The following is a 20,262-nucleotide window of genomic DNA, read 5'->3' on the forward strand; positions in this document are numbered from 1 at the left end:
GGAATCAGGGGGTTGGGTGCGACGGCGCCGGCCGGCGCCGTCGGGGGGAGGTCAGCGTACCGTGATCACGCTGCACTCGGCGGCATGGGCCACCTTGTGGGAGACGCTGCCCACCACGAAGCCCTGCAGGTCGCTCAGGCCGCGGCTGCCCATGACGATGGCGTCGACGCCGCGCCTGCGCGCCTCGCTGAGGATGGTGCGCGCCGGGTCGCCCTGGCCGATCACGGTCTCGATATTGCTGGCACCCTGCTCCCGGGCGGCCTCGGCGGCGCGGTTCATCACCTGCTTGCCGGCCTCCTCGCGCTCCTCGCGGCTCGCCTCGATGGCGATGGCGCCGATGCCCCACACCAGGGTGGTCTCGTGGGAGAGCTCTTCGGGGATATGCACCAGGTGCAGGGTGCAGCCATCTTCCTGACGGGCCAGCTGACAGGCGACGGCCAGCGCCTTCTGGGCGTGCTCGGAGCCGTCGATGGGAACCAGGATGGACTTGAACATGGCGGTGCTTCCTTGATCTTGTGAGGGTCAGAGTGGATTGATTGATCCTAGCGCCTTGTGGCCGCGCTGTCATGAGGGGATGCGGCGGCGTCAGGCTGCTCCAGACGGCGCAGCTGCTGCCACAGCTCCCGGCGCAGATCGACCAGGCGCGGCGCCTGCTGGTCGGGGAAGGGCAGGGGGCGGGTCAGGCGCTGGGTGCGCAGGCCGAGCCGGGCGCTGAGCAGGCCGACGCCCAGCCCCTGGGCGGCCCGGGTGGAGAGCCGCCCGGCCAGGTTCATGGAGAGCATCTCCATGCCGGCATCGCTGGCCATCTCGGTGGCCCCGGCGAAGGCCATCTGGTAGAGCACCGCCCGCAGCAGGCGCAGGCGTCCCGCGTAGCCGAGCTCCAGGCCGTAGAGGCGACAGAGGCGGTCGATCATCGCCAGGCTGCGCCAGGCCACCAGGGCCATGTCCACCAGGGTCAGGGGTGACACCGCGACCATGACGGCGGTCTCGCCGGACATCCGAGAGATCAGCCGTCGGGCCTCGCGATCCCGAGGCGCGAGCAGGTGGTGGTCGAGCAGCAGGGCGATATCGCGCCCCTCGTGGTGGGCCTGGCGGGCGGCCACGAATCCCTGCCAGTGGGGGTGGTCGTCATCCAGAGCCAGGGCGCGGCGCAGCGCCTCGGCGGTATCCCGGGCCTCGCCAGGCGTGGCCTCGGGCAGGGCGGTGAGCCGCTGGCGCAGGTGCTCGTGGCGGCGCAGGCGGCGCAGACGCCACAGCTCGCGCCCCAGGGCCGAACCGCCCAGGCCCAGGGCGAGCAGCAGCAGCAGGCTCCAGGCACCGGCCATCCAGTCGCCGCCGAGGCTGGCGGCATAGAGGGTCCCGCCGGCCTCCACCGCCCCGAGCCCCAGGGTGCCGCCCAGCAGGGCCAGCAGGCCCCAGCGCCGTCGTCGCGGGCGGGCCAGGCTCGCCTCCAGGGCGCGCTCGCCGGCGTCGGGAGGCGCCTCTGCCAGGGGGCGGCTGGCCTGCTCCGTGGCGAAGGGCTCGGCGGGGCGGGGGTCACGGAGGCCCGAGGGCTCGGCCGCGTCGGGAGGCGGTTCCGGCGTGAAGCGCTGGCCAGGGCGGGGATCGCGGGGTTCGTTCATGTGGGCTCGCTCATGACAGCTTGTCTCCGATCAGCCAGTCCAGGGCGGCATCCATGCGGATATGGGGCAGGGCGCCGCCCTCCAGGGGCAGCGGGCGGAAATGGGGGAAGGCGAAGCCCTGGCGGGACCAGAAGGCGTCATCGGGCAGGCGGCCGGGCACCTCGCCCGGGAAGAGCAGCAGCGGCTCGCCGTCCAGGGCGGTGCCGCGCAGGGCCGGGGTGCGCTGGCCGCGGTGCTCGACCTCCCGGGCCTCGCTGGCGCGGATGGCGGCCAGGGACAGGGCGCGCACCGGCACGCTGGCGAAGCGCAGGTCCTGGAGGGGCTCGGCGAGCAGCGCCTCGAGCAGCGCCACCAGGCGCGGGTGCTGCTCCGGGGTCACATGGTCGGCCTTGGTGGCGGCGATGGCCAGGCGGTCGATGCGCGGTGCGAAGAGCCGCGAGAGCAGGCTGCGCCTGCCGTAGTCGAAGCTCTGCATCAGGTTGGCGAGCGCTCGGGAGAGATCCTCGAAGCGCTCCGGGCCGGCGTTGAGGGCGCCGAGCAGATCCACCAGCACGATCTGGCGGTCGAAGCGGCGGAAATGGTCGCGGTAGAAGGGGCGCACGATGTGCTGCTGATAGTACTGGAAGCGTCGCGCCAGGGTGGCGTAGTTGCTCTCGGGGGGCAGAGCCGCCAGCTCCGCCGGCTCCGCCTCGGCGATGCCGGGCAGCGGGAAGAACTGCAGTACCGGGGCACCGGAGAGGTCGCCCGGCAGCAGGAAGCGCCCCGGCTGGAGGTCGGCGAAGCCCGCCTCCCGGGCGCCGCGCAGCCCCTGGGCATAGCGCTCGGCGATCTCGGCCAGCTGTGCCTCGTCGGCCTCTGCAGCGGGGTCGAGGTCCTCGACGGCGGCGTGCCAGGCGGCGAAGTGGACGCGGCGCTGCTCGCCGGCCAGGGCCTGTTGGCTCCGGCACCAGCTGGGGTAGTCGTGGGCCAGCAGGGGCAGGTCCAGCAGCCACTCGCCGGGGTAGTCGAAGAGGTCCAGAGTGAGCCGGCGGGTCTCGCTGCCCAGCCAGCCGCGCCTTTCCGGGCGATAGCGCAGCTCCAGGCGCAGTTCGCTGATGCCCCGGGTCGGCGCCGGCCAGCGTGGCGGCGTCTCGGCCAGCGCCGCCATGGCCTGGTCGTAGGGGAAGCGGGGCACGCCCAGGTCCTGCTGGTTGACCCGCCGGGCTCCCAGCAGGCGCCCCTGGCGGGCCGCGGGCAGCAGGTCGAGCCGGGCCTCGAGCCCGGCATGGCGCAGCTGGTTGACCAGGGAGGTGAGGAAGGCGGTCTTTCCCGAGCGCGACAGGCCCGTGACCGCCAGGCGCAGCTGGCGGTCGCGGCCGCGCTCGATCAGGTCGGTGATTTCGCGAGCCAGGGGCTGGCGCATGGGCGGAGGCTCCTGTGGCTCAGCGGGGGCCGGCGAACATGGTGTAGAGCAGGGGGCTCGCCGCGATCACGAAGCCTGCGCCGGCCAGCAGGTAGCCGGGCAGGCGGTGGCGGGTGCGGTGGGCCAGGGTCAAACCGCCGATGCAGACCACCATGCCCACCAGGTTGAGGGTAAAGGAGGCCATCTCCATGAAGTGCTGGGGCGACATCTGCGCTCCTCGGGTTGCCGTGTACTGCGGGGAATGGTATCAGGAGTCGGGGGTTCCCCGAAGCGCCGACAGGGAGGACGTAGATGGCCAGGCTGCCCGATGCCGAGACGGTGCTCCGCTTCTGGTTCGACGAGCTCGAGCCTGCCCAGTGGTTTCGCAAGGACCCGGCGCTGGATGCGGCGATCGGCGAGCGCTTCGGAGCGCTGCTCGAGGCCGCCGGATGCGGCGAGCTGTGGGCCTGGCGGGAGACGCCCCGCGGGCGGCTGGCCGAGGTGATCGTCCTCGACCAGTTCTCGCGCAATATCCACCGGGACTCGCCCCTGGCCTTCGCCCGGGATCCGCTGGCCCTGGTGCTGGCCCAGGAGGCGGTAGCCGGCGGGGGCGACCGCGCCCTCGAGGTGATGCAGCGGGCCTTTCTCTATATGCCCTGGATGCACAGCGAGTCCCTGGCCATCCACGAGGTGGCCCTCGAGCTCTTCGACCAGCCGGGCCTGGAGGAGCAGCTGCGCTACGAGCACCGCCATCGCGACATCCTGCTGCGCTTCGGCCGCTACCCCCACCGCAACGCCATTCTCGGCCGCCCCTCCACGCCGGAGGAGCTGGCCTTTCTCGAACAGCCGGGCTCGTCGTTCTGAGCGCCGCTCGGGCTGTTGCCTGGATTGACGACACACTGCAAGGAGAGCCATATGGGACTGATTGCCTGGCTGATCATCGGCGGGCTGGCGGGATGGATCGCCGGCCATATCATGCGCGGGGGCGGCTTCGGTATCCTCGGCAATATCGGCGTCGGGGTGGTGGGCGCGGTGATCGGCGGGTTTATCTTCGATCAGGTCCTGGGCGTGGGTACCGGTGGTTTCCTTGGCTCTCTGGTGAGTGCCATCATCGGGGCCGTCATTCTGCTCTGGGTGATCTCGAAGGTGCACAAGGCCTGAGCGCTTTCCCCGCGGCGCGCTCGACGCCCGGCTTCGGCCGGGCGTCGTCGTTTCTGCGGCCCGGCGTTCCGGCGGCCCGGCGTTCCGGCGGCCCGGCGTTCCGGCGGCCCGGCAGCCGGGGCTCAGCGACTCGCCGGGCGCGGCAGGATGCGCCGGTAGCGGTCCAGGGTGCGGTCGAGCCAGGCCCCGTCGAGCTCGACCTCGTCGGGGCGGGCGGGCACCTGCAGGGTCAGCAGGAAGAGCCCCTGGCCGGCGGTGGCGGGGGCAGGCAGCCGCCGGTACAGCGCCTCGGGTAGCGCCTCCGGCCGCCGCCAGGTGAGCCGCAGGGCGCCGCGCTCGATCAGGTACGCCAGGCGGGCGGCGTCGGTGAGCACCGCGGCGGCCCCCTCGGCCACTCCCCGGGAGAGGCTCTCCAGGGTGCGGTAGGCGGGCGCGCCAGCGGCACGGCAGGCGTGGTCCCCCTCGACGAAGCACTCTTCGCGCTCCTCGGGGGCCTCGGGCCAGCGGCCGCCGGCCAGCCGCTCCGGGGTGGCGGGGTAGGCCAGGGTAATGGCCACTGCAGGGGTGCCGTCGTTGAGCCGGGTATCGGCATCGGTGATGACGCCGCCGGGCAGCTGGCGGCACAGCCAGCGGTAGTCGCAGGCCTGCTGGACGGTGGCCCGGGCTTCCTGGGCGGTGTGGCTGGCGCCCTGCAGGGAGCGCAGCAGGGAAAGGGTTCGCAGTATCACGGTATGGCCTCGCGGTGGACGCCGTCATCTTCCCGGCTGTGCCCGGCGATGACAAGGCCCCCCAGCGCCAGCCGCCCAACACAGGCCGCCCGGCGCAAGGCCGGGCGGTATGGGAGGAAACGATGAGGCCGATCAGGCGGTGGCGGTCTGGCCCACCAGCTCCTTGAGGGAGGCCTCGACGATGTCCAGGCCCTCCTCGAGCACCTCGTCCTCGATGGTGACGGGCATCAGGAAGCGGATGGTGTTGCCCCACAGGCCGCAGGAGAGCAGTACCAGGCCCTTCTCCCTGGCGCGCTTGCACAGCGCTGCGGCGAGGTCGGCATCCGGCGTGTGCTTGGCCTTGTCGGAGACCAGGTCGATGGCCGCCATGGCCCCCAGGTGGCGCCCGTTGTCGACGCAGTCGAACGCCTTCTGCCACTTCTCGAAGCGCTTGCCCAGCTTCTCGCCCAGGGCCTGGCTCTTCGCCAGGATGTTCTCCTCCTCGAAGACCTCGAGCACCGCCAGCACGGCGGCACAGGAGACCGGGCTGCCGGTGTAGGTGCCGCCCAGGGAGTTGCCGCCGGAGGCATCCATATGGGTGTCGGTGCCCACCACCGCGGAGATCGGCATGCCGGCCGCCATGCTCTTGGCCATGGTGATCAGGTCGGGCTCCACGCCGCTGTGCTCGATGGCGAACATCTTGCCGGTGCGGCCGAAACCGGACTGCACTTCATCGACGATCATCAGCATGCCGTGCTCGTCGCAGATCTCGCGGACCGCCTTGAGGAAGCTGGCCGGGGCGGGGTAGAAGCCGCCTTCGCCAAGCACCGGCTCGAGGACGATGGCGGCGGTGTCGCGGGGGTTGGCGTCGGTCTTGAGTGCCATCCTGAGGCCGCGCAGCGCCTCGTCCTCGCTGACCCCGTGGTAGGGCACGGGATAGGGGGCGCGGAAGACGTTGCCCGGCATGGGGCCGAAGTCGGTGGCGTAGGGGGCGACCTTGCCGTTCATGGCCATGGTCATGAAGGTACGGCCGTGGTAGCCGCCGTCGAAGCAGATGACGTTGCTCTTGCCGGTGGCGGCGCGGGCGATCTTGACGGCGTTTTCCAGCGCCTCGGCGCCGGAGTTGGCCAGCATCACCTTGGCGTGGCCCCGTACCGGGGTGATCTGGCTCAGTTTCTCGGCCACCTTCACGTAGCCCTCATAGGGCATGACGGTCTGGCAGGTGTGCATCACGCGGTCGAGCTGCGCCTTGACGGCCTCGACCACCTTCGGATGGCGATGACCGATATTGAGCACGCCGATACCGCCGGCGAAGTCGATGATGCGGTTGCCGTCGGCATCCCAGATCAGGGCGTTCTCGGCGCGGTCGGCGAACTGGGTCGCGGGACTGGCCGCGCCGTTGGCCACATAGCGCTTCTTGAGTTCGTTCAGTTCAGCGTTGGTCATGTTGCCTCCGAAAAAGAAAAAAAGGGGTACTCGAGCGACCCGCGCCCCCACAGTCTAGTTCACTCTGCCAGGTTGAACGGTGGGAGCAAGCGCTTTGCGTCGAATACCAAAAGGCAAGCGGCGACCCATCGGCGAAGGCGTCGCTTTCGGCTACACTGTGGCGCCTAAATCGTGGCGCCGAACATTTCCGGCAGGCGCTGTGGCTCCTTTCCGACCTGATACCGAGGTGTGCCTTGATCGATCCGCTGAATGCCTGGTGGGCCCAGCAGCTGGTGCTGTGTGACTGGGCCTTCGACCCCGACCCGCTGAGCGTGGACCCCGAGGCGGCGCTGGCGCGACTGCAGGGGCTGGGCGTGGCGGATCGCGGTGAGCTGGGCTGGCGACTGGTGGAGTCGCTGGGCGTCGGCGGCAGCCTGGCCGACCCGGCGAGGCTGCTGGCGGCGCTGGAGGTGGTCGCCCTGGCGGGCAGTGCCGGCTGGCTGGAGGAGCCCGCTGCCCGGGCCTGGGCCCATCGCCTGGCCGCCGAGATCAGCGCCCACCATGGCGACCTGGATGCCTGGCTGTCGGCGCTGCGCCGGGCGCGCAGCGCCGAGGGATGGGTGCACGGCGACGACGGCTTCGCCGAGGCCTGCGAGGCGCTGTCGGCCCTGGAACATGACGGGGACGGCATCACCTGGGAGCGCCTGGGGGAGTGGCTGGCGATCCACGACGCCCTGCCGCCGCTTTGGCCCTGTGGCGAGGAGGCCCAGGTGTGGCGGCTGCGCGCCGGCTTCGCTCCCGTGGTGGCGCTGCCCGCCGGTGAGCAGGACTGGGCGGGCCTGACCGGCTGGCTGGGCGATGCCTGGCAGATCCACGATCGCGATGACCTGGTGCGGGCCCTGCTGTGGCTGGGGGCCCAGGGGGATCGTCAGGGCTGGGACCTGGACGCGGTGCGGCTGCTGGAGAGCGACCCGGCCAGCCGCTATGCCTGGCTTCACAAGCTCGAGGAGCCTGACCAGCGCTACGGCCGGGTGCTGCTCGAGTTCGTCGAGCACGGCGAGCCGCTGGAGTGGGGCGCCTGGGACTGGCTGCGCCTGGTCGACCTGGCCTGGGCCGGGGCCTGTCTGGGCTGGCTGAGTGATCGGGAGGCGAGCGACTTCGCCCTGCACGGTGCCGACCTGGTGATGCACCGCTACAGCGACTGGTCGGCCCTGGCCCGGGCCTACCAGCGGGGCCGCAGCCTCTTCGAGGGGCGCAATCTGTTGCCCACCTTCGAGGCCGACTGGCGGCTGCTGCTGCAGTCCCCGGTCAGCCCCTGGCGCCCGGCCCTGCAGGGCCTGCTTGAGCCGTCGCTGCTGGAGCGCTCCCGCCAGGCCATGCGCGACTGGCGCGCCGATTCCCGCCACTGGGTGCTGGCCCTGGCCGCGGTGCGCGAGCCGGAGCTGGCGGCTCGGCAGGGGCCGGCGGCGGCGGTGCCGACGGCGCGCCGGGAGGATGCCCGCCAGTATCTGGCCGAGACCCTGGACCTGCACCCCGACGAGGGCGTCGAGGCGCTGTCGCGCTACTGGCTGCCGGCCCAGGCCCACCACCTTAACCAGCTGGCCGCCGATGCCGCCCACGGTGCCCTGCCGCCGGCGGAGACCTCCTTTGGCCACGCCGACTCGGCGGGGCTGGCAAGCCGTGACGCCCTGCGGCACGGCAGCCGCCATGCGGCCACCGTGCACATGGCCGAGAAGTATGCCTTCTACCTGCAGATGGCCATGGATAGCGAGGGCTTCGACGCCGAGGGGCTGGCGCGGCTGGCCGAGGCGCTGCGTGCCTCCCTCTGCCGCTTCTATCCCGATGCCCGACGCCTGCTGGAGGCCTGGGCGAGCTGGGAGGCGCTGCTCCCGGAGGAGGGGCAGCCGTCGCTGGTCGCGGAGATCCGCTGGCATGAGGAGGACCCGGGCAGCCTGTTCCACTGGATCGACTGGCGCGGTGGGGAGTGGCAGGAGCCCGGGCCGCGGCCGAGCCTCTTCCTGTTCACGGCCATGGCCCTGGTCGGGCCGCTCAACAGCCCGGCCTGGAGCCTGCCGCACCCGGAGAGCGAACGGGAGCGGGTCTCGATCCGCGAGTGGATCGATGGTCACTACGGGCTGCACGGCGCCGAGGAGCTGGGAGAGTTTCTCGACTTCCTGCTCGAGACCGGCGACCGCCAGGAGTACCAGATCAACTATGCCCCCTATACCCTGAACGCCGCCCGGCTGGCCTCGGAGATCGCCACCCTGGAGTCGGGGGAGTGCAGTGACGAGGAGCGTACCCACCTGCTGCGCCTGCAGCGGGTGCGCGACAACGAGGATGGCTGCAACGACACCGACCTGGCCGCCTGGGACGTGGCCCAGGCGGTGGATCTGGCCATTGCCGCCCGTCAGCTGGGCTGGCTGGAGGAGCCCGCCTTCGTGGCGGTGCTGGAGCGCGCCCATGGCCTGGCGGCCGCCCACTACTCGGGGTGGGACAGCTATGCGCGGGGGCTGCATGCCGGTTTCTCGTTCTTCATGGGGGAGACCCCGGAGCGGGAGAGCTTCCTGGCCGGTTTTCGCCAGGCCCTGGTGGCCTGGCTGGCCGCGGCACCTCCCCTGGCGGGCCCCTGGGCGAGTCTGGAGTTTCCCGGGGCGCGCCCCAGCCACTGGGCGCCGATGCATATCGACACCCTGCCGGGCGATTCACGCACCCTGCATTGAGTCCGGCAGGTAAGGCGGCACGACAGTAAGGGGGCTCGCCACACGCCTGGGGCTGGTTTATAGTCGTCCTGTCTAAACAAGGCTCCACCTGTCGGGAGTCGTGTGCCACAGAGAGTCGCCGACAGGCCGCTCTGGCAGTGATACCGGTTGCCGGCACCACTGCCACAGCGATGACACCCCTGAAGGCTGGCGCCCGCCGGCGCCGCCGGGGCGCGGCTCCGGTTCGAGGTCACCGCTGGAATGGACGTCACATCGTCGTGCCGCGCCCTGGGTGTTGTGCTGTCGCTGGCCCTGCTGATCGGCTGCGCCTCCGCTCCTCGCGATGTTGCTTCCCGCGACGCGGAGGAGCCCTACTTCGCTCGTCAGCTTCCCGGCCTCCCCGGCGGCTGGGACCCCATGATGTCTCCGGTGGATAACCCTATCCTCCAGGCCCGCAGCCTCGATAACCCGCCGCCGGCACTGGTGCAGCAGGCGCTGCTGGCCCAGCACGAGCGCTGGGTGGGCACGCCCTACCGGCTCGGCGGCAGCTCCTTCCAGGGGGTGGACTGCTCGGCGCTGGTGCAGAGCGTCTTCGAGGAGACCTTTCGTCTCTCCCTGCCGCGGACCACCGGGGAGCAGGTGAATCAGGGGCAACCGGTGGCCCGCGACGCCCTGGCGCCGGGTGACCTGGTCTTCTTCCGCCCGCCGGGCCCCTACGACCACGTGGGCATCTATCTGGGGGAGGGGCGCTTCCTGCACGCCTCCACCTCCCGAGGGGTGATGATCTCCCGCCTGGACAACCAGTACTGGCAGCGCCACTACTGGCAGGCGCGGCGCACCCTGGAGCCCACCACCCTGGCCCAGCGGGTGCTGGCCGCCGGCGAGGGCTGAGGCCTGCCCGGTTTCCCCATGATCCAGCCTCAGACACGCGCCTGGTGGCGCGCTACCCTGGCCCTCTGCCTGGGCTCCTTTCTGGTCTTCATCAACCTCTATGCGCCCCAGCCGCTGCTCCCCGAGCTGCGTCAGCTCTACGGCATCTCTACCTTGGCGGTGGGGCTGGTGATGTCGGTGGCGACCCTGTCCCTGGCGGCATCGCTGCTGGTCTTCGGACCGCTCTCGGATGCCATCGGGCGCGGCGGGATCATGCGTCTGACCCTGCTGGGTGCCGGTGGGCTGTCGCTGGCCCTGGCCCTGGCGCCTAACTTCGAGACGCTGCTGGTACTGCGTGCGCTGCAGGGGTTCGTGCTGGGGGGGCTGCCGGCGGTGGCCATTGCCTGGATGGGGGACGAGTTCGAGCCGCGCGGCATGCTCTCGGCGGTGGGGCTCTATATCGGGGCCAACTCCCTGGGCGGTATCAGCGGGCGCCTGGTGGGGGGCTGGGTGGGGGAGCTTGCCGGGAGCTCGGCCAGCTTTCTGGCGGTCGGGGGGATTACCCTGGCGGGGGTCGCCCTGTTCTGGAAGCTCCTGCCACCGGCGCGCGGCTTCTCGGCGCGTCCCTTCGAGCTGCGCGGCGCCCTGGCCGATCTCGCCGGGCATCTGCGCAACCCGCTGCTGCTGGCCGCCTACCTGCTGGGGGGCATCAACTTCCTCATCTTCATCAACCAGTACAGCTATCTCACCTTCCGGCTGGCAGAGGCGCCCTTCGGGCTCGGGCCCAGCGTCCTGGGGATGATCTTCCTGACCTACCTGGGCGGGACCCTGGGCTCCTCGCTCTCCGGGCGGCTCTCCGGTCATCTGTCACCGCCGGCCTGCATGGTGCTTGGCATCCTGATCCTGATGGGCGGGACCCTGATCACCCTGGCCGGCTCCCTGGCGCTGATCGTGCTGGGACTGACCATCAATGCCTTCGGCTTCTTTCTGGCCCATGCCATGGCCTCGAGCTGGGTGGGGCGTCACGCCGAGCGGGCCCGGGGCAGCGCCTCGGCGCTCTATCTGGTGTTCTACTACAGCGGGGCGAGCCTCGGGACCTTCTGGCTGGAGCCCTTCTGGCAGGCGGGCGCCTGGTTCGGGGTGGCGCTGGGCTCCTGGCTGCTGTTGGGGGTGACGCTGGGCATCGCCCTCTGGCTCTGGCGGCGACAGCCCATATGAAGGCGCCTCTGCCGTCGGGCAGGGGCGTCGGGTCTTGCCGGTTTGGGCGCTCACTACTCGTGGGTGGCTTCCTCGTCGCGGTGCTCGCCGGCGCGGACCTCGGCCCAGGCCTCTTCCAGGGAGCAACCCAGGCGTGCGTCGAGGATGTCGACCACTTCCAGGGCGTGCTGCAGGGACTGCCGATCGCCTTTCAGGGCAACCACCAGCTTGGCCAGATCCTGCTTGCTGAAGCTGTCGGCGATACGGTCGGCCTGTTCACTCAGTTCGGTGGCGTTCATGGTCTCTTCCTCGTGTCAGGTCATCACTGCGCTGGCAAATGCCATCTGCGGGAGTCGGGATGGCAGCACACCCTCCTGACCCATGCTTTCACTATGGTCCAGCCCCGCCTCTGCTGCAATGCATCATTGGGTGAAGCCCAGGTTGTAGCTTGACTACACTGCTGCCGGGCCCCGGTCCAACTGGCCGTGACTTTCACACTCTTTGGGTAATTTCGGGCTAGAATGAGCCGCACAAAGCCAAGCTGCGCTGGTCAAAGCGTTCAAGGTTGGCATAGAATTCAGTTAGCAAACGGTGTTCACTAACCGGCCCATCTTTCCGCGAGCCTTTCCCGGGCCTGTTCTGACACCGCGGGGCCAGCAACATTCTTCAGGAGGTTTTTCATGAAGCGTCTTCTTCCCATTATCGCCATTGGCGCCCTGACCCTGGCCGGCTGCGCCAATACCTCGACCATGGGCGGCAACGTCTACCGGGGCAGCCAGGCGGGTGCCGCCCAGACCGTCACCTTCGGCACCATCGAGGCCGTGCGCCAGGTGCAGATCCAGGCCGACAGCCGCGCCGGAGGCATCGTGGGCACCGGCGGCGGCGCCGTGATCGGTGGTCTGCTGGGCCGACAGGTGGGCGGTGGCTCCGGCCGTGACCTGGCCACTGCCGCGGGCGTCATCGGTGGTGCCGTGGCGGGCTCCCGGGTCGAGGAGGCCACCAACCGCGTCAACGCCCTGGAGATGGAGATTCGCCGGGATGACGGCCAGCGCGTGGTCATCGTCCAGAAGGCCGATCAGCCCTTCCAGACCGGCCAGCGCGTCCGCCTGATCGGCAGCGGTGCCAATATGACCGTGGCGCCCTACTGAGCCACCGGCCCCGCCCCGGGGCCTCCCTAGCATAGAAAGCAGAAGGCCCGCGGCGAATGCCGCGGGCCTTCTGCATTATGTCATGTCAGGGCGCTGGGACCCTGCACAGGACGACTCAGTGAAGGTCGACCTTGTTCATGACCCAGCCGGCCAGCTTGATACCGACCAGGGCGATGATCACGGCGAGCACCACGGTGAGCAGGATATCCACCGGACGCACCAGCACGGTCGCCCCCAGAATGGCCAGCGCGAGCCCCCAGACGGTACGGTTCTCGCCGCGGCTCTTGAGCACGTCGGGCAGGACGCGATCCAGCGCCGGGCTGACGCTCTCCCAGCGCTTGAAGGTGAGGGCCAGAATCAGCGCAAAAGCGATCAGCCAGATCACAACTTGGGTCATGGGCATGTCTCCAGGTGGGGAAGGGTAAGGGGGTTTGGCAAAAGTGCCGGTAGGTTAGCCGCGCCCGCAACCCGGCGCAACCGTCCATAGGTCAACTCTCGGACAGTAGCGAAGCGTGCGTGAAGCGCTCTCAGGATCCTGCCAAACATCCTGAAAATCCCCCATGCCCCTGACAGCCCCCCGCCCGACACGTTACCATGCCGGGACATGCACTCACCGAAAGGTTCATCAATGCAGATTGCGCAGAACTCCGTTGTCGCGTTCCACTATACCCTGACCAACGATGCGGGTGAGGTGCTGGACAGCTCGGAAGGCCGCGAGCCGCTGACCTATCTCCACGGCGCCGGCAACATCATTCCGGGCCTCGAGAAGGAGCTGGAAGGTCGTCAGGCGGGCGACAAGCTCAGCGCCGTGGTTTCGCCCGCCGAGGGCTATGGCGAGAAGCAGGAGCAGCTGGTGCAGGAAGTCCCCCGGGATGCCTTCCAGGGCGTCGAGAGCGTCGAGCCCGGCATGCAGTTCCAGGCCCAGACCCAGGGCGGCCCGCTGATGGTCACCGTGACCAGCGTCGAAGGCGACACCGTTACCGTCGACGGCAACCACCCGCTGGCCGGCCAGACCCTGAACTTTGCCGTCGAGATTGCCTCGGTGCGCGAAGCCAGCCAGGAAGAGGTCGAGCACGGCCACGTGCACGGCGAGGGCGGTCACCAGCACTGATTTGTGCGTGACGCCTGACAGGGGGGAGGGGCAGCCATTGGCTGCCCCTCCCTTTTTGTTGCCAGGTATCCGGCCCGCATAAAAAAGGGAGGCCAGAGGCCTCCCCAAGTTCCAGTTTTACCGCAGTACCATGATCAGAACTGGTTCATGGTGTTGTCCTTGCCGCCGGCCTTGAGTGCCGCGTCGCCGTGGAAGAACTCCTTGTGGTCGTCCCCGATGTTGGAGCCGGCCATGTCCTGGTGCTTGACGGTGGCGATGCCCTGACGGATCTCGCGGCGCTGCACGCCCTCCACGTAGGCCAGCATGCCTTCGTCGCCGAAGTAGCCCTTGGCCAGGTTGTCGGTGGAGAGGGCCGCCGTGTGGTAGGTCGGCAGGGTGATCAGGTGGTGGAAGATGCCCGCCTCGCGAGAGGAGTCGCGCTGGAAGTTGCGGGTCCACTCGTCGGCCAGCTGGGCCAGCTCGGTGTCGTCGTACTCCGGGCTCATCAGCTTGGCGCGGTCGTAGGCGGAGACGTCCTTGCCTTCCTTCTCCCAGGCGTCGAACACCTGCTGACGGAAGTTGAGGGTCCAGTTGAAGGAGGGCGAGTTGTTGTAGACCAGCTTGGCGTCCGGCACCGACTCGCGGATACGGTTGACCATGCCGGCGATCTGGCCGACGTGGGGCTTCTCGGTCTCGATCCAGATCAGGTCGGCGCCGTTCTGCAGGCTGGTGATGCAGTCCAGCACCACGCGGTCCTCACCGGTGCCCGGCTTGAACTGGAAGAGGCCGGAGGCCAGGCGCTTGACCTTGACCAGCTTGCCGTTCTGCTTGATGACCACGTCGCCGTTGTTGATGTCTTCCGCCTTCTCGATGACGTCGCCATCCAGGAAGCTGTTGTACTGGTCGCCCAGGTCGCCCGGCTCGTTGGTCACGGCGATCTTCTGGGTCAGGCCGGCGCCCAGGGAGTCGGTACGGGCGACGATGACGCCATCGTCAACGCCCAGCTCCAGGAAGGCGTAGCGCACGGCGTTGATCTTGGCCAGGAAGTCCTCGTGGGGCACGGTGACCTTGCCGTCCTGGTGGCCGCACTGCTTCTCGTCGGAGACCTGGTTCTCGATCTGGATGCAGCAGGCGCCCGCCTCGATCATCTGCTTGGCCAGCAGGTAGGTGGCCTCGGCGTTGCCGAAACCGGCATCGATGTCGGCGATGATCGGCACGATATGGGTCTCGTGATTGTCGATCTGCTTCTCGAGCTCGGCGGCCTTGGCACTGTCGCCGGCCTGCTTGGCCTCTTCCAGGGCGCGGAACAGGTGGTTGAGTTCCCAGGCGTCGGCCTGACGCAGGAAGGTGTAGAGCTCACCGATCAGACCGGAGACGGCGGTCTTCTCGTGCATGGACTGGTCGGGCAGCGGACCGAACTCGGAGCGCAGGGCGGCGACCATCCAGCCGGAGAGGTAGAGGTAGCGGCGCTTGGTGGTGCCGAAGTGCTTCTTGATGGAGATCAGCTTCTGCTGACCGATGAAGCCGTGCCAGCAGCCCAGGGACTGGGTGTACTTAGCGCTGTCGGCGTCGTAGGCGGCCATGTCCTCACGCATGATCTTGGCGGTGTACTTGGCGATGTCCAGGCCGGTCTTGAAACGGTTCTGGGCACGCATGCGGGCGGCGTTCTCGGGGCTGATGTCGGCCCACTTGCCCTGCATGGCTTCACGCAGCTGGGTCAGTGCCTTGATATCGTCCTGGTATGACATGGTGTCATCCTCTCCTGGGTCTGATCGTTGTCTTGCCGGTGTCGCTTATGCTGCACCTGCGAAGTGAAGTCAGGTTCGTTGATCGCCGTCGGCTTGTCTCTGCTGCCTTGGTCGAACCCGGTCGGTTTTGAAACAAACGTATGAGGCCAGCGTGAGAGGCGCTGAAACCGCCGTTTGCTCCCTCACCATGGCAACCACTATCCCCCATGATGATGGGCATCAACAATGGGCTCTTTGGAGAAGAAGGCGTTGTAGCTCGACTACATGAAGGCGGGAAGTGGCCGGGGTCTGTAGTCGTTTTTCGTTTGAAAAGGGCAGGGAAGGGGTCAGCGGCGAGGCAGGGTGAAGCGCATATTGCGGTGCAGAATACCGGCGTCGAGAAACTCGGGGCCGTAGGCCTCGAAGCCCAGGCGGGCGTAGAAGTCGAGGGCGTGGGTCTGGGCGGCCAGTTCCACGGCCGGGTGGCCGAGGCGGCGTGCGGTTTCGATGCTGGCACGCATCAGGGCCGCGCCGACTCCGGTGCCCCTGGCCTCGGCGAGTACCGCTACCCGGCCGATATGGGCGTCGGGGAGCAGGCGGGCGGTGCCCACCGCCCGCCCGTCGAGCAGGGCCAGAAAGTGGCGGCACTCGGGGTCGCGGCCGTCCCACTCCTCCTCGAGGGGGACGCGCTGCTCCTCGATAAAGACGACACGGCGAATCTCGGAGGCCTCGGGTCCCAGCTCTGCCCAGCTCCCCTCGCGAATCTCGAGGTTGGCGTCCAGTGATTTTCCAGGCATCTCGGCCTCCTGGTTGAGGGTATCGCGCAGCAGAGCGGCGCTCCTACCCCTCGAACTCATCCGCCTCGAACTCATCCGCCCAGGCCAGGCTGCCGGCATCCAGAAGAGCGGCCAGCAGCTCGGGAGCGCCGGGCAGGGCAAGCGCTTCGGCGTCCAGCGGGGCCTCGGAGGCCAGTAGCCGCGCCAGCGGCAGGGCGCACTCGGCGCCGTCGCCGTCGGCGAAGAGGGTGGCGTCTTGCTCATCCAGGGCCCGCCAGGCGAAGCGGGAGCCGGGGCTTCGGATCAGCTCGGCGCCCTCCTGTAGTCTGGCAACAAGCGCCTCCGGCGCGGTGGGCGTCTCGTTGGGCACAAGCTGGTCCACGTACTTGGGCTGGGTCATCACCCGGCCGAACCACTGGGCGAGGCGGGCCGGGTCGTCCAGGGTCCCGAGGATGAAGCGGCGCATGCGCGCCACGGCCTCGTCATCGAGCTCGGCGGGGTCGCCGGGAGCCGCCATGCCGGCGTCGGAGTAGCGCAGAGATGCCGCCAGCTGCTCGCCCAGGTAGTCGGCGAAGGAGGTGATCGCCTCGTCGGCGGAGGGGGCGCGGAAGCCCACCGAGAGGGTCAGGCAGTCGTCGGACTGGCTGACGCCGTGGTGAGCCCAGCCCGGTGGCAGGTAGAGCATGTCGCCCGGTTCCAGCACCCAGTCATTGCCGGCCTCCACCTCGAAGCACTCGAGGATGCGCAGGTCGATGCCGGCGATGATGGGGGCGTCGTCGGGCACCAGGCCGCCCAGCTGCCAGCGGCGCCGGCCCATGCCCTGGAGCAGGAAGACATCGTACTGGTCGACGTGGGGGCCGACGCTGCCGCCCGGGGGGGCGTAGCTAATCATGATGTCGTCGAGCCGCCAGCGGGGCAGGAAGTCGAAGGCCTCGAGCAGTTCGGCCACCTCGGGCACGTAGTGGTCCACCGCCTGTACCAGCAGGGTCCAGTCGCGCTCGGGCAGGGTGCCGAACACCGTCTCGTCGAAGGGACCATGGCGTACCTGCCAGGGGCCGCCCTCGCCATGCTCCTCCACCAGGCGCGCCTCGACCCCCTCCTCGCAGGCCAGGCCCGCCAGCTCGTCGGGGGTCAGCGGGCACTCGAAGTCGGGGAAGGCGCCGCGGATCAGCAGCGGCCGGCGCTGCCAGTGGTCGCGCAGGAAGTCGGCGGCGCTCAGGCCTCCCAGCATGGGCAGCGGGGCATCGGATGACATGATCAGAGCCTCTTCGCCTGCTCGACGGCGTTGCCGATATAGGTGCCCGGCGTCAGCGCCTTGAGCTCGGCCTTGACCGCCTCGGGCAGCGCCAGGGTGTCGATGAAGGCGGCGAAGCCGGCCTGGTCGATGCGCTTGCCGCGGGTCAGCTCCTTGAGCTTCTCGTAGGGCTTCTCGATGCCGTAGCGGCGCATCACGGTCTGGATCGGCTCGGCGAGCACCTCCCAGCTGGCGTCCAGGTCCTCGGCCAGGCGCGTCGGATTGGCCTCGAGCTTGGCGATCCCCTTGAGGGAGGCCTGGTAGGCGATCAGGCCGTAGGCCATGCCCACGCCCAGGTTGCGCAGCACCGTGGAGTCGGTGAGGTCGCGCTGCCAGCGGGAGATCGGCAGCTTCTGGGCCAGGTGGCCGAGTACCGCGTTGGCGAGCCCCAGGTTGCCTTCGGAGTTCTCGAAGTCGATGGGGTTGACCTTGTGGGGCATGGTCGAGGAGCCGATCTCGCCGGCCACGGTCTTCTGCTTGAAGTAGCCCAGCGAGATATAGCCCCAGACGTCGCGATCAAAGTCGATCAGGATGGTGTTGAAGCGGCAGACCGCATCGAAGAGCTCGGCGATGTAGTCATGGGGCTCGATCTGGGTGGTGTAGGGGTTGAACGTCAGGCCCAGGCCCTCGACGAAGGTGCGGGCGTTGGCTTCCCAGTCCACCTCGGGGTAGGTGGCCAGGTGGGCATTGTAGTTGCCCACGGCGCCGTTGATCTTGCCCAGGATCTCGACGTTCTCGATCTGCCTGAGCTGACGGCGCAGACGGTAGGCGACGTTGGCCATCTCCTTGCCGAGGGTCGTGGGGCTCGCCGTCTGACCGTGGGTGCGCGACAGCATCGGCAGCTCGGCGTGCTCCTGAGCCAGGCGAGCGATCTCGTCGGCGACCTTCTGCATGCTGGGCAGCAGCGCCTTGAGGCCGTCGCTGAGCATCACCCCGTGAGAGAGGTTGTTGATGTCCTCGCTGGTGCAGGCGAAGTGCACGAACTCGGTGATGGCGTGGAGCTCGGGCTGGCCTTCGATCTGCTCCTTGATGAAGTACTCCACCGCCTTGACGTCGTGGTTGGTGGTGCGCTCGATCTCCTTGATGCGCTGGGCGTCTTCCAGGGAGAAGTTGCGGATCATCGCCTCCAGGAAGGCGGTGGCCTCGGCGGAGAGCGGCGGCACCTCGGTGACGCCGGTCAGCTCGGCCAGGCGCTGCAGCCAGCGGATCTCGACGATGACGCGGGCGCGTATCAGGCCGAACTCGCTGAAGTGCTCGCGCAGGGCGGCGGCCTTGTCGCCGTAGCGGCCGTCAACGGGGGAAAGGGCGGTCAGGGCGGAGAGGGGCAGGGCTTGCATGGTAGGTTTCCGGGTCGATAAGAGCGGTGAAGAAAAGGGCCGGGCGCGGATCAGGCCAGCTGATCCAGGGCCTTCTTGAGGGCGCCGCGCTGGAAGACCAGCTTCCAGCGCCGGCCGCCCTGCTGATGCCAGAGCAGGGCGAAGCGGATGCCGCCGAGCAGGCAGGCGCGCACCCGCTCCGGCATCATGCGGCTCTGCAGCAGCGAGGGGTCGCCCTGCACGATGATGCGGGTCTTGAGGGTGGAGAGCGTCTCCTGGTAGGCCTCGCCGAGGCTGGCGATGACGTTCTCGTGGGTCTCGCCGAAGTGCTCGGCCTGGCCCTGGATGCGCACCAGCCGGCCGCCGAGGTCGCCCAGCATGGCGTCATTCTTGCGCACCTGGTTCATCAGCAGCAGCAGGGTGAAGCCGTAGCGCAGCACCACGGGGTTGGCCTGCTTGCGCCCCACCACGGCCTCGAGCACCTCCAGTCCCCGGCGCAGGTTGTTGGGGTGGCCACCGTAGATCGCCTCGAAGCTCTCGGGGTTGGTGTCCAGGGTGGCGCGGATCAGGGTATCCCAGGCGCGTGGGTCCACCTGGCCGGTGCGGGCCAGCTCGTCGACCAGGCTGGCGGCCTGGAAGACGCCGGCCAGGGCCAGGGCCTGGCGGGTAGTGGGGTCGTCGGGCACGCGATGGATCGGTGTCGAGGCGGTCATGAGGTGCGCTCCTCGCGGTTCCAGGTGTCGCGGATCACGCCGCCACCCAGGCAGATATCGCCGTCGTAGAGCACCAGGGACTGGCCGGGCGTCACGGCGCGCTGGGGATCATCGAAGACGACCTCGACGCCGCCGTCGGGGCGGGTGCTCATGCGGCAGGGCACATCGCTCTGGCGGTAGCGGGTTTTGGCGGTGAGGCGCCCCTCGGCGGCGGGTGCCTCCCCGGCGACCCACTCCATCGGCTCGGTGGCCAGGCTGTCGGTATAGAGCAGCGGATGGTGCTTGCCCTGGACGGCGATCAGCACGTTGCGCTCGAGATCCTTGCCGGCTACGTACCAGGGGGCCTCGGGGTGGTTGGCCAGCCCGCCGATGCCGAGCCCCTGGCGCTGGCCGAGGGTGTAGTACATCAGGCCCATGTGCTCGCCGATCGCCTCGCCCTCCGGGGTCTCGATCACGCCGGGCTGGGCCGGCAGGTACTGCTGCAGGAAGTCCCGGAAGCGCCGCTCGCCGATGAAGCAGATCCCCGTGGAGTCCTTCTTGCGGGCGGTCACCAGGTCGTGGCGCTCGGCGATGGCGCGTACCTCGGGTTTTTCCAGCTCGCCCACCGGGAAGAGGGTGCGGGCGATGGCGGCCTCGGGCACGGCGTGGAGGAAGTAGCTCTGATCCTTGTTGGCGTCGAGCCCCTTGAGCAGCCGCGGACGGCCGTCGCGGATGCCGCCACGCACATAGTGGCCGGTGGCGATCTTCTCGGCGCCGAGCATCTCGGCGTACTCCAGGAACACCTTGAACTTGATCTCGCGGTTGCAGAGGATGTCCGGGTTCGGCGTGCGCCCGGCCTGGTACTCGGCCAGGAAGTGCTCGAAGACGTTGTCCCAGTACTCGGCGGCGAAGTTGGCGGTGTGCAGCCGGATGCCGAGCTTCTCGCATACGGCCTCGGCGTCCGCCAGGTCCTCCCTGGCGGTGCAGTATTCGGTGCCGTCGTCCTCGTCCCAGTTCTTCATGAACAGGCCTTCGACCTGGTAGCCCTGCTCGAGCAGCAGCAGGGCGGAGACGGAGGAGTCGACGCCGCCGGACATGCCGACGATCACCTTGCCTGGGGTGGCGGTCATGGGCGCCCTCGGAATCGGTGGATCACA

The 20,262-nt window shown here is 69.1% G+C and carries 21 protein-coding genes; 7 read left to right on the plus strand and 14 right to left on the minus strand.

The features are described from left to right. Positions 1–51: 51 nt before the first annotated feature. From ACRYRV_RS13060 to ACRYRV_RS13075, 4 genes are read right to left on the minus strand one after another with little or no spacing between them, the layout of a single operon-like run. Positions 52–495 (minus strand): universal stress protein, encoded by a 444-nt coding sequence (locus ACRYRV_RS13060; protein ID WP_253444104.1) that lies wholly within the window; start codon positions 493–495, stop codon positions 52–54. 47 nt (positions 496–542) lie between these two features. Then, the gene (locus ACRYRV_RS13065; protein WP_444984862.1) at positions 543–1,622 is read right to left on the minus strand and encodes a TIGR01620 family protein; all 1,080 of its coding nucleotides are present in this window, start codon (positions 1,620–1,622) and stop codon (positions 543–545) included. 10 nt (positions 1,623–1,632) lie between these two features. Next, positions 1,633–3,024 carry a YcjX family protein gene (locus ACRYRV_RS13070; RefSeq protein ID WP_309635513.1) on the minus strand — a complete coding sequence of 464 codons (1,392 nt, stop codon included), beginning with the start codon at positions 3,022–3,024 and terminating at the stop codon, positions 1,633–1,635. A gap of 19 nt (positions 3,025–3,043) precedes the next feature. After that, the gene (locus ACRYRV_RS13075) at positions 3,044–3,232 is read right to left on the minus strand and encodes a hypothetical protein (protein ID WP_253444095.1); all 189 of its coding nucleotides are present in this window, start codon (positions 3,230–3,232) and stop codon (positions 3,044–3,046) included. An 83-nt stretch (positions 3,233–3,315) separates the two neighbouring features. On the opposite strand from ACRYRV_RS13075, the gene ACRYRV_RS13080 reads away from it, so the two are divergent. Next, positions 3,316–3,867, plus strand: a complete 552-nt coding sequence (locus tag ACRYRV_RS13080) for a DUF924 family protein (protein WP_444984861.1) — start codon at positions 3,316–3,318, stop codon at positions 3,865–3,867. Positions 3,868–3,918: 51 nt separating this feature from the next. After that, on the plus strand, positions 3,919–4,164 hold the full coding sequence (locus tag ACRYRV_RS13085) for a GlsB/YeaQ/YmgE family stress response membrane protein (RefSeq protein WP_253444090.1): 246 nt from the start codon (positions 3,919–3,921) through the stop codon (positions 4,162–4,164). A 122-nt stretch (positions 4,165–4,286) separates the two neighbouring features. On the opposite strand, the gene ACRYRV_RS13090 is transcribed toward ACRYRV_RS13085, so the two are convergent. Next, positions 4,287–4,892, minus strand: coding sequence for a hypothetical protein (locus ACRYRV_RS13090; protein ID WP_444984860.1), 606 nt, complete (start codon positions 4,890–4,892; stop codon positions 4,287–4,289). 132 nt (positions 4,893–5,024) lie between these two features. After that, positions 5,025–6,317 carry a 4-aminobutyrate--2-oxoglutarate transaminase gene (gabT, locus tag ACRYRV_RS13095; RefSeq protein ID WP_253444084.1) on the minus strand — a complete coding sequence of 431 codons (1,293 nt, stop codon included), beginning with the start codon at positions 6,315–6,317 and terminating at the stop codon, positions 5,025–5,027. Positions 6,318–6,550: 233 nt separating this feature from the next. On the opposite strand from gabT, the gene ACRYRV_RS13100 reads away from it, so the two are divergent. From ACRYRV_RS13100 to ACRYRV_RS13110, 3 genes are all read left to right on the plus strand, one after another. Beyond that, on the plus strand, positions 6,551–9,016 hold the full coding sequence (locus ACRYRV_RS13100; RefSeq protein ID WP_444988775.1) for a DUF1266 domain-containing protein: 2,466 nt from the start codon (positions 6,551–6,553) through the stop codon (positions 9,014–9,016). Between the two features lie 240 nt (positions 9,017–9,256). Continuing rightward, complete coding sequence (locus tag ACRYRV_RS13105) at positions 9,257–9,886, plus strand: C40 family peptidase (protein WP_445005634.1); 630 nt, start codon at positions 9,257–9,259, stop codon at positions 9,884–9,886. Between the two features lie 18 nt (positions 9,887–9,904). Then, a complete protein-coding gene (locus tag ACRYRV_RS13110) occupies positions 9,905–11,083 on the plus strand; it encodes an MFS transporter (protein WP_309635519.1) in 1,179 nt (392 codons plus the stop codon). A gap of 53 nt (positions 11,084–11,136) precedes the next feature. On the opposite strand, the gene ACRYRV_RS13115 is transcribed toward ACRYRV_RS13110, so the two are convergent. Then, the gene (locus tag ACRYRV_RS13115) at positions 11,137–11,361 is read right to left on the minus strand and encodes a hypothetical protein (protein WP_444984811.1); all 225 of its coding nucleotides are present in this window, start codon (positions 11,359–11,361) and stop codon (positions 11,137–11,139) included. 381 nt (positions 11,362–11,742) lie between these two features. Here ACRYRV_RS13115 and ACRYRV_RS13120 point away from each other — a divergent pair, with 381 nt between their 5' ends. Beyond that, a complete protein-coding gene (locus tag ACRYRV_RS13120) occupies positions 11,743–12,210 on the plus strand; it encodes a glycine zipper 2TM domain-containing protein (RefSeq protein WP_444984810.1) in 468 nt (155 codons plus the stop codon). Between the two features lie 115 nt (positions 12,211–12,325). Here the strand turns inward: ACRYRV_RS13120 and ACRYRV_RS13125 are convergent, their stop codons facing one another. After that, a complete protein-coding gene (locus ACRYRV_RS13125) occupies positions 12,326–12,607 on the minus strand; it encodes a hypothetical protein (protein ID WP_253444067.1) in 282 nt (93 codons plus the stop codon). Between the two features lie 231 nt (positions 12,608–12,838). On the opposite strand from ACRYRV_RS13125, the gene ACRYRV_RS13130 reads away from it, so the two are divergent. Next, a complete protein-coding gene (locus ACRYRV_RS13130; RefSeq protein WP_253444064.1) occupies positions 12,839–13,321 on the plus strand; it encodes an FKBP-type peptidyl-prolyl cis-trans isomerase in 483 nt (160 codons plus the stop codon). Positions 13,322–13,455: 134 nt separating this feature from the next. Here the strand turns inward: ACRYRV_RS13130 and ACRYRV_RS13135 are convergent, their stop codons facing one another. The 6 genes from ACRYRV_RS13135 to mnmA all read right to left on the minus strand — a co-directional run bounded on the left by ACRYRV_RS13135 (position 13,456) and on the right by mnmA (position 20,235). Continuing rightward, on the minus strand, positions 13,456–15,048 hold the full coding sequence (locus tag ACRYRV_RS13135; protein WP_253444061.1) for an isocitrate lyase: 1,593 nt from the start codon (positions 15,046–15,048) through the stop codon (positions 13,456–13,458). 326 nt (positions 15,049–15,374) lie between these two features. Beyond that, on the minus strand, positions 15,375–15,824 hold the full coding sequence (locus ACRYRV_RS13140) for a GNAT family N-acetyltransferase (RefSeq protein WP_444986280.1): 450 nt from the start codon (positions 15,822–15,824) through the stop codon (positions 15,375–15,377). Positions 15,825–15,867: 43 nt separating this feature from the next. Then, positions 15,868–17,058, minus strand: a complete 1,191-nt coding sequence (locus tag ACRYRV_RS13145; protein WP_444984809.1) for a JmjC domain-containing protein — start codon at positions 17,056–17,058, stop codon at positions 15,868–15,870. Between the two features lie 2 nt (positions 17,059–17,060). After that, positions 17,061–18,425, minus strand: coding sequence for an adenylosuccinate lyase (purB, locus tag ACRYRV_RS13150; protein WP_253452190.1), 1,365 nt, complete (start codon positions 18,423–18,425; stop codon positions 17,061–17,063). A 59-nt stretch (positions 18,426–18,484) separates the two neighbouring features. Further along, positions 18,485–19,126: a high frequency lysogenization protein HflD gene (gene hflD / locus ACRYRV_RS13155; protein WP_309635524.1), complete on the minus strand. Its 642-nt coding sequence runs from the start codon at positions 19,124–19,126 to the stop codon at positions 18,485–18,487. Beyond that, on the minus strand, positions 19,123–20,235 hold the full coding sequence (mnmA, locus tag ACRYRV_RS13160) for a tRNA 2-thiouridine(34) synthase MnmA (RefSeq protein WP_309635525.1): 1,113 nt from the start codon (positions 20,233–20,235) through the stop codon (positions 19,123–19,125). Before mnmA ends, hflD begins: the two co-directional genes overlap by 4 nt. Positions 20,236–20,262 lie beyond the last annotated feature (27 nt).

Source organism: Halomonas mongoliensis (assembly GCF_052496345.1).